This is a genomic window from Actinoplanes sp. HUAS TT8, assembly GCF_051380535.1.
Lineage (GTDB): Bacteria > Actinomycetota > Actinomycetes > Mycobacteriales > Micromonosporaceae > Actinoplanes.
The window spans coordinates 8933064-8945013 of record NZ_CP195646.1; the positions used below are offsets into that span (position 1 = coordinate 8933064).

The 11950-nt window shown below is 70.3% G+C and carries 10 protein-coding genes; 1 reads left to right on the plus strand and 9 read right to left on the minus strand.

The window, feature by feature from the left end; genetic code table 11:
• Window position 1: 1 nt before the first annotated feature.
• From topA to ACSHV8_RS39755, 6 genes are all read right to left on the minus strand, one after another.
• Complete coding sequence (gene topA, locus ACSHV8_RS39730) at window positions 2-2800, minus strand: type I DNA topoisomerase (protein WP_436524598.1); 2799 nt, start codon at window positions 2798-2800, stop codon at window positions 2-4.
• 200 nt (window positions 2801-3000) lie between these two features.
• On the minus strand, window positions 3001-3753 hold the full coding sequence (locus ACSHV8_RS39735; protein WP_436524600.1) for a hypothetical protein: 753 nt from the start codon (window positions 3751-3753) through the stop codon (window positions 3001-3003).
• Window positions 3754-3757: 4 nt separating this feature from the next.
• The gene (locus tag ACSHV8_RS39740; RefSeq protein WP_436524602.1) at window positions 3758-4288 is read right to left on the minus strand and encodes a hypothetical protein; all 531 of its coding nucleotides are present in this window, start codon (window positions 4286-4288) and stop codon (window positions 3758-3760) included.
• Window positions 4289-4391: 103 nt separating this feature from the next.
• Window positions 4392-6794 carry a sodium-translocating pyrophosphatase gene (locus ACSHV8_RS39745; protein WP_436524604.1) on the minus strand — a complete coding sequence of 801 codons (2403 nt, stop codon included), beginning with the start codon at window positions 6792-6794 and terminating at the stop codon, window positions 4392-4394.
• Window positions 6795-7325: 531 nt separating this feature from the next.
• Window positions 7326-7766, minus strand: coding sequence for an ATP-binding protein (locus tag ACSHV8_RS39750; protein ID WP_436524606.1), 441 nt, complete (start codon window positions 7764-7766; stop codon window positions 7326-7328).
• Complete coding sequence (locus tag ACSHV8_RS39755) at window positions 7763-8119, minus strand: STAS domain-containing protein (protein WP_436524608.1); 357 nt, start codon at window positions 8117-8119, stop codon at window positions 7763-7765. Before ACSHV8_RS39755 ends, ACSHV8_RS39750 begins: the two co-directional genes overlap by 4 nt.
• 161 nt (window positions 8120-8280) lie before the next feature.
• Here ACSHV8_RS39755 and ACSHV8_RS39760 point away from each other — a divergent pair, with 161 nt between their 5' ends.
• The gene (locus tag ACSHV8_RS39760; protein WP_436524610.1) at window positions 8281-10719 is read left to right on the plus strand and encodes a DEAD/DEAH box helicase; all 2439 of its coding nucleotides are present in this window, start codon (window positions 8281-8283) and stop codon (window positions 10717-10719) included.
• Between the two features lie 188 nt (window positions 10720-10907).
• On the opposite strand, the gene ACSHV8_RS39765 is transcribed toward ACSHV8_RS39760, so the two are convergent.
• The 3 genes from ACSHV8_RS39765 to ACSHV8_RS39775 are packed head-to-tail and all read right to left on the minus strand — an operon-like array spanning window position 10908 to window position 11909.
• Window positions 10908-11276 carry an Rv3654c family TadE-like protein gene (locus tag ACSHV8_RS39765; RefSeq protein ID WP_436524612.1) on the minus strand — a complete coding sequence of 123 codons (369 nt, stop codon included), beginning with the start codon at window positions 11274-11276 and terminating at the stop codon, window positions 10908-10910.
• 50 nt (window positions 11277-11326) lie between these two features.
• Complete coding sequence (locus tag ACSHV8_RS39770) at window positions 11327-11692, minus strand: TadE family type IV pilus minor pilin (RefSeq protein ID WP_436524614.1); 366 nt, start codon at window positions 11690-11692, stop codon at window positions 11327-11329.
• A gap of 31 nt (window positions 11693-11723) precedes the next feature.
• On the minus strand, window positions 11724-11909 hold the full coding sequence (locus ACSHV8_RS39775) for a DUF4244 domain-containing protein (RefSeq protein ID WP_436524616.1): 186 nt from the start codon (window positions 11907-11909) through the stop codon (window positions 11724-11726).
• Window positions 11910-11950 lie beyond the last annotated feature (41 nt).

Below are 11950 nucleotides of genomic sequence, written 5' to 3' on the forward strand. Positions count from 1 at the left end.
GTCACTCCTTGGCGGCCGTGGCTTTCTTGGCCGCGGCCGTCTTTTTCGCGGGCGCCTTCTTGGCGGCGGTCGTCTTCTTCGCCGGCGCGGCCTTCTTCGCCGCGGCCGTAGTCGTCTTGGCGGCGGCCTTCTTGACCGGAGCCTTCTTGGCCACCTTCTTCGGCGCCGGACCCTTCGCCCGCTTCTCGGCGATCATCTCGATCGCCTCGGCCAGCGTCAGCTCCTCGGGCGTCTGACCGCGGCGCAGCGTCACGTTCGTCTCGCCGTCGGTCACGTACGGCCCGAAGCGCCCGTCCTTGACCAGCAGCGGCTTCTCGGACACCGGGTCGACCCCCTCCAGGTCGCGCAGCGGCGGCTTGGCCGCACCACGCTGTCCCCGGGTCTTCGGCGCGGCCAGCAGGGCCAGAGCCTCGTCCAGGGTGACCGTGAAGAGCCGGTCCTCGTTCTCCAGCGAACGCGAGTCCTTGAGGCGCGAGATGTACGGCCCGTAGCGCCCGTTGCGCGCCACGATCTCGTTGCCCTCGGCGTCCTGGCCGACCACCCGGGGCAGCGTGAGCAGCTGCAACGCCTGCTCCAGGGTGAGCGTCTGCGGCGACTGGGAGGCGAACAGGGACGAGCTGCGCTCGCCGGACTGCACATACGCCCCGTAGCGGCCGGACTTGACCACGACGGCCTCGCCGGTGACCGGGTCGTCGCCCAGCGCCTTGTCCCCGTTGCCGGCCAGGAAGAGCTCGGCCACCTTCTCCGGGGTCAGCTCGTCCGGGGCCAGGCCCTCGGGGATCGACGCGCGATCCTCGGCCGGCTCCTCCTCGCCCTCGGCGATCGTGGCCGCCTTGCGCTGCAGGTACGGCCCGAACTTGCCGACCCGGACCAGGACCTGGCGGTTCTCCTCGTCGGTGAAGAGCGGGATCGAGTTGACCTCACGCGCGTCGATCGCGCTCAGGTTCTCGGTCACCATCTTCTTCAGGCCGCCGGCCCGGGCGATGTCGTCGTCGGCCCCGGGCGCCCGGCTGCCGAAGTAGAAGGACGTCAGGAAGTCCAGCTGGGTGCCGTCACCGGCGGCGATGTCGTCGAGCTGGCCCTCCATGGCGGCGGTGAAGTTGTAGTCCACCAGCCGTGGGTAGTGCCCTTCGAGCAGGCCGATCACCGCGAACGCCAGGAACGTCGGGATCATCGCCTGGCCGCGCTTCTCGACATACCCCCGGTCCTGAATGGTCTGCATGATCGACGAGTAGGTCGACGGGCGGCCGATACCCAGCTCTTCCAGCGCCTTGACCAGCGAGGCCTCCGTGTACCGGGCCGGCGGCGAGGTGTGGTGACCGACCGCGTTCAGCTCGTCGGCGGTCAGCGGGTCGTCCTTCTTCAGGTTCGGCAGGCGGCGCTCGGCGTCCTCGGCCTCGGCGTTCTCGTCGTCCGAGGACTCCACGTACGCCCGGAGGAAGCCGGGGTCGGTGATCGTCTTGCCGGAGGCACCGAAGTCGACCTCCTCGTTCGCCGTGGAGATCGCGCGGATCCGGACGCTCACCGAGTTACCGACCGCGTCGGTCATCTGCGACGCGATGGTCCGGCGCCAGATCAGCTCGTAGAGCCGGAACTCGTCGCTGCTCAGCTCCTTGGCGACCTCACCGGGGGTACGGAAGTTGTCCCCGGCCGGGCGGATCGCCTCGTGCGCCTCCTGCGCGTTCTTCGCCTTGGTGGTGTAGCGGCGCGGCTGCGGCGGCACATTGTTCGCCCCGTAGAGCTCGGCGATCTGCCGGCGGGCGGCCGCGATGGCGGTCTCGGAGAGGTTCACCGAGTCCGTACGCATATACGTGATGTAGCCCTTCTCGTACAGGCTCTGCGCGGTGCGCATCGTCTGCGCCGAGGAGGTGCGCAGCTTGCGGGCCGCCTCCTGCTGCAGGGTGGAGGTGATGAACGGCGCGTACGGCTTACGCCGGTACGGCTTCTCCTCGACCCGGGTGACGGTGAACGGGCGGCCCTCCAGGCGGGCGGCCAGCCCGCGGGCGCCGGCGCCGTCCAGCTGCACCGCGTTCGACCCGGACCGGAGCTGGCCGGTCGTGGGCTCGAAGTCCTTGCCGGTGGCGATCCGGTCGCCGTCCAGCGCGATGAGCGTGGCCTGGAACGAGCGGGCGCCCTCGACCGAACCGATCACCGAGAGCTGGGCCAGGATGTCCCAGTACTCCGCGGTACGGAAGGCCATGCGCTGGCGCTCGCGCTCGACCACGATCCGGGTGGCGACGGACTGCACGCGGCCGGCGGAGAGGCCACGCATGACCTTCTTCCACAGGACCGGGCTGACCTCGTAGCCGTAGAGCCGGTCCAGGATGCGGCGGGCCTCCTGCGCGTCGACCAGGGAACGGTCGATGTCGCGCGGATTGGCCACGGCGGCCTGGATGGCCGGCTTGGTGATCTCGTGGAAGACCATCCGCTTGACCGGCACCTTGGGCTTGATCGTCTCGATCAGGTGCCAGGCGATGGCCTCGCCCTCGCGGTCCTCATCGGTCGCGAGGAAGATCTCGTCGACCTCCTTGGCCAGCTTCTGCAGCTTGGCCACCTGCTGCTTGCGGCTGTCGGAGATCACGTAGAGCGCGTGGAAGCCGTTGTCGACGTCGACGCCGAGACGCGCCCACGGCTGCCCCTTGTACTTCGCCGGGACCTCGTCGGCGTTTTTCGGCAGGTCGCGGATATGGCCGACGGAGGCCTCGACCAGATAGTCGGGCCCCAGATAACCGGCGATCGTCTTGGCCTTCGACGGAGACTCGACGATGACCAGACGCGTCATCCTGGCGTCACTCGGCACGGCACTCCCAGTTGTTTCGATCCTCGGCGCTCCCCGTCGTCGCACTCGGCGAGGCACAGATGTTCAACGTAACGCGCCGGACGAGCCCTCATTCCCGGGAAACCCCGCAGTCGGATGGTAACGGTCCGGCCACCGCATGCGTCCGACCGCGACACCGTACACCGGGATGACACTGTTATGTCGGACACAATCCGGGAAGATCACGCACCCGCGCCGCCCGGCCACATCTCGGACGGTGCCGCCTCGGGCCGCTCGCCGACCAGCTCAGCGAGCCGTGTCAGCCGTCGGCGGCCGGCGATCAGATACCACCGTCCGTCATCCGACACCCGGCCGGCCAGACCCGCCCGGACCAGCGCGGCGTCCACCTCGACCGGGTCCTTGGCCGGATCCAGGCCCAGCCGGAAGCCGCCCGGACGGGGCCGGCCGGCGGCCGCGACCCACAGGCGCAGGCGTGGACCGGAGAGGAACAACTGGGCGGCGGCCTCGGGCCACGCCTTGGCCAGAGCGTTCAACCGACGGGAGTACGCCGTGCGCACCTCGAAGCGGGGCGGGGGCGGCTCCTCGGGAGTGTCGAGGATCTCGTCCGTGGGATCGGGGGGCTCATCCCGTACGTCAATCGGGTCTTGATCTTTGTTCTTCTCCGGTTCCGTGACCGGAGCCCAGGTCGCCGCCAGGCCGCGGGCGACGAACTCGGCGACCAGGACGTGCACCCGCCAGGCGTCCTCGACGATCACCGAGACCTTGGCCGTGCCGCCCATCCGGCCCAGTTGGCCGGGTCCGGCGAGCAGCCCGGCGAGGTCGGCCGGCGAGGGCTCGATCGTCTCGGCGCCGAACATCGACAGCTGGCGGCCGTCCGGACGCCGGGGCGTGTCCCGCGGATGAGGTCGCCTCTCCACCAGTATCGGCGGAGGGAGCGTCTCCCGCGGGATCAGCGGCCACCCGGTCTCGGTCATCGCATCACTGGCATTCGGGCAGCGACTCGAAGGCGTCCCTCAACTCCACCGAGTCGAGTTTCGTGGTGTCCAGGCCACTCTTCTCATACTCCGCGTTGAGCCGGTCGACGACCTTTCCCACCTCGGTGTAGAACGTGCCGGAGGCAGTCGTGGCCAGGGCCGCGATGCCGTCGTGGGCGGTGCCGTAGGCGTCCCGCATGCCGGCCAGCGAACCGACGAACGCGGCGGCGATCTTCTTGCCGTCGGTGACGTCGGGCACACCGGCCCGCTCGACCCCCTCGCGCGCCGTCTCGCTCGCGGTGCGCGCGCCGTCGAACAGGCGGGCCAGATTTTCCCGCGCCTGGCCGGGCGTGGTGCGCGTGGTCATCTGCTGCTGGGTGCGGGTCGTCAGGGTGCTGATCTCGCTGCGCCAGGGGACCAGCGCGGTGCACACCGACGCGGCCCAGGCCTCCGCGTTGTGCCCGGACGAACAGGCGGCCAACGGCAACGCGAGCACGAGGACGAGAGCGAGGGAGATCGTTCGGACCGCGCGCATGGGAGCAGCGTACGGCCTCGGTAGGACACTCCAAACACCTCGATGGGTGCAAACGAACGGGCGCCCGGTGATCACCGGGCGCCCGTTGTGGATAAAGCCGGACTCAGCTCACGTTGTCCTTGATCCGGGCCGGCTCGTCCTGCGCGGCCCGGGCCGTGTCGGCCGCACCGACCGCGGCCGCCTCGGCCGCGTCGTCACCCATCGAGATGGGCTTGCGCTTGCTCCACACCACCGCGGCGGTCACGATCGCCACCGCGATCACCGCGATCGACACCCGCAGCGGGGTGTTCTGGTCATTGCCGATGCTCCAGGTCACGACGGCCGGAGCGATCAGCAGCGACACCAGGTTCATCACCTTGAGCAGCGGGTTGATCGCCGGGCCGGCGGTGTCCTTGAACGGGTCGCCGACGGTGTCGCCGATGACCGTGGCGGCGTGCGCCTCGGAACCCTTACCGCCGTACGCCCCGTCCTCGACCAGCTTCTTCGCGTTGTCCCAGGCGCCACCGGAGTTGGCCAGGAACACCGCCATCAGCGTGCCGGTGCCGATCGCGCCGGCCAGGTACGCCGCCAGCGCCCCGGCGCCCAGGCCGAAGCCCACCGCGATCGGGGCCATGATCGCCAGCAGACCGGGGGTGAGCAGCTCACGCTGCGCGTCCCGGGTGCAGATGTCGACCACGCGGCCGTACTCGGGCCGCTCGGTCCGGTCCATGATCCCGGGGTGCTCGCGGAACTGCCGGCGCACCTCCATGACCACCGCGCCCGCCGAACGGGACACCGCGTTGATCGCCAGGCCGGAGAAGAGGAACACCACCGCCGAGCCGATCAGCAGACCGACCAGGCTGCGCGGGTTGGCGATGTTCAGCAGCTGGTAGATCTCGCTCTGTACGTCGGCCACCTTGGCGTCGGTGAGCGAGCTGACCAGGCTGTTGGTGTACGAGCCGAACAGGGCGGTCGCCGCCAGCACCGCGGTCGCGATCGCGATGCCCTTGGTGATCGCCTTCGTGGTGTTGCCCACCGCGTCGAGCTCGGTGAGGATCTGCGCGCCCTTCTCGTCGATGTCACCGGACATCTCGGCGATGCCCTGCGCGTTGTCGGAGATCGGGCCGAACGTGTCCATCGCCACGATGACGCCGACGGTGGTGAGCAGGCCGGTACCGGCCAGCGCCACCGCGAACAGCGACAGGGTGAGCGACGTGCCACCCAGCAGGAACGCGCCGTAGACGCCGGCACCGATGAGCAGCGCCGAGTAGACCGCGGACTCCAGGCCGACACTGATGCCGGCCAGCACCACGGTGGCCGCGCCGGTCGCCGACGACTTGCCGATGTCCTGCACCGGACGACGGTTGGTCTCGGTGAAGTAGCCGGTCAGCGCCTGGATGGCGGCGGCCAGCACGATACCGATGACGACCGCGCCGATGGCCACGAACTGCGGGTTCTGCCCGCTGTCCACGATGTCCTTGGCGATCCCGGCGTCCCCGAAACCGGCGAACGTGTCCGGCAGGTAGAGGAAGGTCACCACGGCCACGGCAACCGCCGACACCGCCGCCGAGATGTAGAACGCCCGGTTGATCGCGGTCAGGCCGTTGCGGTCGGACGGGCGGAGCCGGGTGATGAACACACCCAGGATCGCGATCACCACACCGATCGTCGAGACGATCAGCGGGAAGATCAGACCGTCCTGGCCGAACGCGGCCTGGCCCAGGATCAGGGCGGCGACCAGGGTCACCGCGTACGACTCGAACAGGTCGGCGGCCATGCCGGCACAGTCACCGACGTTGTCGCCCACGTTGTCGGCGATGGTCGCCGCGTTGCGCGGGTCGTCCTCCGGAATGCCCTGCTCGACCTTGCCGACCAGGTCGGCGCCGACGTCCGCGGCCTTGGTGAAGATGCCGCCGCCGACCCGCATGAACATCGCGAGCAGCGCGGCACCGAAACCGAAGCCCTCCAGCACGGTCGGAGCATCGGTGTTGAAGATCAGCACCACCAGGGCGCCACCGAACAGGCCGAGCCCCACAGTGAGGAAGCCGACCACACCACCGGTGCGGAACGCGATCCCCATCGCGGTCTCCCGGCCGCCGGTCTCGCCGGCCGCCGCGGCCACCCGCAGGTTGGCCCGCGTCGCCAGGGCCATCCCGGCGCCGCCGATGAACGAGCTGAAGACCGCTCCGACGATGAAGAAGAGCGACCTACCGATCTTCACCCAGGTCTCGTTGTCGGTGTCGTGCACCGGCAACAGGAACAGCAACACGACCGCGATCACCACGAACACGGCGAGCGTTTTGAACTGCCGGAAGAGGTACGCCGACGCGCCTTCCTGCACGGCGCCGGCGATCTCCTGCATGTTCTTGGTACCCCGGCCGGCGCGCAGCACCGACTGGACGAACATCGCGGCGAAGCCCAGCGCGATCAGGGCGAACACCAGAGCGACGATGACGAATACGACGTTGGATCCGCTGAGGGACACTCCGCCGCCTTCGGCGGCGAGGTTTAGTGAGGTCCCGGACATCAATGTCCTCCTACACACACCGACCGCACCCAGCGGCGGACGAGACCACCGGGCGCGTTCCCCGGGGAGCCGGGGAACAACGAGCAGACCCGCGGGCGCGGGTCCAGCGAGTAGCTGATAACTCGCGTACTGTATAGGTCCGTCGTGGCGATCGTCACATGGAGACCCGGCCGTGTCGCGATGATGTTTGCCGCTGTGTTAGCGCATCCGGCGGTTGGGTATCCGGAATGGTTGATCTTTTGCCTGGTCGGCGATGACGTGGCGCAGCCATTCGGAAATTTGGCGAAATGCCGGAATTGAGGATAGGGGTATCCGTCGCGTCGCGCATGGCTCGGGACGGCGTTTCACCCTGAAGATCAAATTCTTTATTGCCTCGGTCCGCCGGGGTACAGACCGTCGCTCCCGCGGGGACCCTTCCGGGCTTCGCAGGGCGCTGGCGCGCCCAGAACGCGAAACCCTCCAGGGCGACGTCCGAGGGTGGTTGCGGTCAGAGCAACAAACCCGCCCAGGCCGCGTCAGCCCGGGGATCGGTCAGCGGCGAGTGACCGGCCAGACCATGCGAACCTCGGTGCCCGGACCGTCCTCGACCGGGCGAACCTGCAGGTCGTCGACGAAGCCGGCGAGCAGGGCGAAGCCGACGCCCGTGGTCAGATCGTCCTCGGTGAGCGACTCGGCGGCCAGCTCATCCGGCGGAAGCTTGGTCAGGCCGATGCTGGCCTCGATCGGGGCGTGGTCGATGACCCGGACCGTGTACGCCCCCGAGTCCGACATCTCCACCGTGACCAGGTCGGTCAAGCCATACTGCCGGTGCAGGGCGACCGCCCGGGTGCAGGCCTCACCGATGGCCAGGCGCACCTCGTCGAGCAGCGCCTCGTCCACCCCGGCCCGCCGGGCAACCGCCACGCCGACCAGCCGGGCGGTGCGAACGTGCACCGGCGCCGGCGAGAAGGACAGCCGAACCGTGGCCATCACGAAGCGGGACCGCTGCCGTCGCGTTCCGTGGCGGCCTCGACGGTCGGAAAGATCGGGAAAACCTGATCCAACGCGGTGATCCGGAAAATCTTGAGCAACGGCTCCTTGGCACAGACCAGGCCGAAAGTGCCCTGCGCGGTGCGCAAACGTTTCAACGCACCGACGAGCACGCCGAGACCGGTGGAATCGAGAAACTCCACCCGCTCCAGGTCGACCACCACGTCCCGGGCACCGCCGTCGACGAGCTCGATCAGGCGCTCCCGCAGCCGCGGAGCAGTGTAAACGTCGACCTCACCACCGACTTCGAGCACCGTGTGCTCGGCGACGGTCCGGGTCGCCAGCGACAGCTCCATCGGTCCCCCTCCCTGATCTCCCCCGCGAATCTAACCACCGACCGGTGGCGGGCGACGCGTGGCACCCACCGTCCTACCCGTTTGGGCCCTCCATCATCCCGGTGTCCCGTTTCGGAAGTGGCGTTTGGGTTCGATGGTCCACCGGTGTCAGAGTGCTTGGCGTGACTGCCACCGCTTTCGGTCCCGCTCAGCTGCTGCATCGCCTGCGCGCCCGGAGCGGTTCGGCCGCGCAGTCGCCGATCACACACGTCGAGCAGGTCACCGCCCGGGCGGGCCGGGTCGCCGAGTGGCCGGAGTGGGCCGACCCGTCCGTACGGGAAAGTCTTGTCTCTCAAGGAATTGTGGCGCCGTGGCAGCACCAGGCGGATGCGGCGAGCCTGGCCTGGGCCGGCACGCACGTGGTGCTGGCCACCGGGACGGCCTCCGGGAAGTCGATGGCGTATCAGTTGCCGGCGTTGAGCCGGCTGGCGGCCGATCCCCGGGCGACCGTTCTGTACCTCGCGCCGACCAAAGCGCTCGCGGCCGATCAGCTTCGGGCGCTGGTCCGGCTCGGGTTGGACGGGGTGCGGCCGGCGACGCTGGACGGGGACACTCAGCGGGAGGAGCGCGAGTGGATCCGGCAGCACTCCCGATTCATACTGACAAACCCCGACATGTTGCATCATGCGGTGTTGCCCGCTCATGCTCGGTGGGGGGCGTTCTTCCGGCGGCTGTCATACGTGGTGATCGACGAGTGCCACGCCTATCGGGGAGTGTTCGGGTCGCACGTGGCGCATGTCCTGCGGCGTCTTCGGCGAGTGGCCGAGCGGTATGGGAGTTCGCCGACGTTCGTTCTGGCCTCGGCCACCTCGGGTGATCCGGCCGGGAGTGCGTCTCGGCTGGTCGGGGTGCCGGTGGCGGCCGTCGTCGAGGATGCTTCGCCGCGCGGGGGGATGACGTTCGCGCTGTGGGAGCCACCGTTGCTTCCGCCGGAGTCGTCCGCGCCGCCGACGTTTGTTCCGGCCGCTCGAACCCCGGCCTCCGCCGCCGGCTCCTCTTCCGCGGACTCCCCCTCCGCCGGTTTTCTTTCCGCGGGTTCCGCTTCCGAGGTCGATCCGGACCTGGACAACATGCCGCCCATTCGGCGGTCGGCGTTGCGGGAGACGGCCGACCTGCTCACCGATGCGGTCGTCGCCGGCACCCGCACGCTCGCCTTCGTCCGATCCCGCCGCGGCGCCGAGGTGGTGGCGACCATGGCCCGGCGATCGCTCGACGAGGCCGTACCCGGGCTGGGCTCACGGGTCGCCGCCTACCGTGGTGGCTACCTGCGCGAGGACCGGCGGGCCATCGAACGCGCCCTGCTCTCCGGCGAACTGCTCGGGCTGGCCTCGACCAACGCGCTCGAACTCGGCGTCGACCTGGCCGGGCTCGACGCGGTACTGATCTGCGGCTGGCCGGGCACCCGGGCGTCCCTGTGGCAGCAGGCCGGACGCGCGGGCCGCGCCGGCGGGGAAGCACTCGCGGTGCTCATCGCCCGGGACGATCCGCTGGACACGTACCTGGTGCATCACCCGGAGGCGCTGTTCGGGCGGCCGGTGGAGGCGACCGTGCTGGACCCGGCCAACCCGTACGTGCTCGGCCCGCAACTCTGCTGCGCCGCCTCCGAAGCCCCGCTGACCGAAACTGATCTCGAACTGTTCGGCGGCGCGGCGGCCCGGGCCACCGTCGAGGCGCTGGTCCAGCAGGGAGCGCTGCGGAAACGGCCGTCCGGCTGGTACTGGACCGAGCGGGGACGGCCCGACGTCGACCTGCGCGGCACCGGCGGCGCCCCGGTCCAGGTCGTGGAGGCCTCCACCGGGCGACTGCTGGGCACGGTCGACCAGGGATCGTCGCACGTCATGCTGCACGAAGGCGCGGTCTACCTGCACCAGGGCGTGACGTACCTGGTCGACGAACTCGACCTGGAAGACGCCATCGCCCTGGTCCACCCGGAAGAACCGGACTGGACCACACACGCCCGGGACGTCACCGACGTGTCGGTGGTCCGGGTCCGGTCGTACGTGGACGCCGGCCCGGTCGGCCTGTTCCTCGGCGACGTCGACGTGACCAGCCAGGTCGTGTCCTACCAGCGCCGCCGCCTGGGTAGCGGCGAAGTGATCGACACCAAGCCGCTCGACCTGCCGGTCCGGGAACTGCGCACGGTCGCCGTCTGGTTCACGATCTCCCCGCAGGCACTGGCCGCGGCCGGCGTCGAAACGGCCGACGTGCCGGGCGCGCTGCACGCCGCCGAGCACGCCGGGATCGGCCTGCTCCCGCTGATCGCGACATGCGACCGGTGGGACATCGGCGGACTGTCGACCGCCAACCACCCGGACACCGAAGCCCCGACCGTGTTCGTCTACGACGGTCACCCCGGGGGTGCGGGCTTCGCCGAACGCGCCTACGCCACCGCGGCCGAATGGCTCCGGGCCACCCGGGAAGCCATCGCGTCGTGCGCCTGCGAAACCGGGTGCCCCTCGTGCGTCCAATCCCCCAAGTGCGGCAACGGCAACAACCCCCTGGACAAACCTGGCGCCGTCCGCGTCCTCACCACCGTCCTCGCCGCCCTCCCACCCGACTAGCCGCCACCGGCCCCGCCTCGGCGCCGCGCAGGCGCCTCACGGCCGGGCACACGCCACCGGCCCCGCCTCGGCGCCGCCCACGCGCCTCACGGCCAGGCAGACGCCACCCGCCCCGCGCACGCACCTCACGGCCGGGCAGACGCCGCTTCCGGACATCGGCGCCGTGCGATTTCTTGCGACGCCGGGCGTCAGCTCGCCGGGTAGGTGACCGGCCCGGCTCGGGCGGCCGCCGTCGCCACCATGGCCGTCGGGTGCACCAGCAACTCCATCCGGACCACCACCTCTGTCCTGACCGTCACCTCCAAGCCGCTGACCTCACACGACGCCAGCCGAGCACCGTTCGCCTCGGCGTAGCGCCGGGCCGCGGCGCAAGCCGGCCCGGCGCCCTCGATCGCCCGGGCCGCCCCGGCGAGCGCCGCGAAGTCAGCGGCGTTCCGGGCGGCGTGCCGCGCGACCCGCGCGGACACCACCATCGCCCCGGCGACTCCGGCCCCGACCAGGAACAGCCCCACGGCCACGACAAAGATCGTCGCCGCACCCCGATCACGGCCCGTCATGTCACGCCGCCCTGTCCTTCTTCGTTTCCGCCACCCTGTCCTTCCTCGTTTCATCCGCCTCCTTCCCCGGCCGCCGGCTCGCGGGCGGCGACCGCGCCGGCGGTCACCGTGAACCCAGGCAGATGGCCGCCGAGCACGCTGACCCGCACGGATACCGTCACCGTCACGCTCTCCTGATCTCCGCCGACCCGGATGTCGGCTCCTTCCGGGGCGACCTGCGCCGCCACCGACGTTCTCTCGCCTCGGGCCTCGGCCAGCGCCGCCTCCCGGGCCGCATCCAGGCACTGCGCCTTGGTCACCATCGCCGAGACCGCCGCGATCCCGGCGAAGAGCAGCACCATGAGCGCCGGCAGCCCGGCCGCGAGTTCGGCCGTGAACGCACCCCGGTCCCGGCCGGGCCGCCGGCGCCGTCTCACCTCAAGTCCTCGTTCACTTCGTCGGCCGTGGTCACTTCAGTGACTTGGTGATCAGCCCGGTCAGTGCGGTCTGCACCCCCGTGCTGGTCACGATCTTGTAGAGGACGGTCGCGAAGGCCGCGGCGGCGAAGGTGCCGACCGCGTACTCCGTGGTGCTCATCCCGGCGTCCGCCGCTTCGGCCCGCAAGCGCTGGAACGCTGTGACGAATTGATGCACGTGGTCCTCCTAGATCTGGGACGCGGCCGGTCGCCGCGCCC

Coding starts and splice junctions, on each gene's coding strand:
- ACSHV8_RS39735 (WP_436524600.1), bottom strand. CDS start 3,753: ATGACCGAGACCGGGTGGCCGCTGATCCCGCGGGAGACGCTCCCTCCG.
- ACSHV8_RS39740 (WP_436524602.1), bottom strand. CDS start 4,288: ATGCGCGCGGTCCGAACGATCTCCCTCGCTCTCGTCCTCGTGCTCGCG.
- ACSHV8_RS39745 (WP_436524604.1), bottom strand. CDS start 6,794: ATGTCCGGGACCTCACTAAACCTCGCCGCCGAAGGCGGCGGAGTGTCC.
- ACSHV8_RS39755 (WP_436524608.1), bottom strand. CDS start 8,119: ATGGAGCTGTCGCTGGCGACCCGGACCGTCGCCGAGCACACGGTGCTC.
- ACSHV8_RS39765 (WP_436524612.1), bottom strand. CDS start 11,276: ATGACGGGCCGTGATCGGGGTGCGGCGACGATCTTTGTCGTGGCCGTG.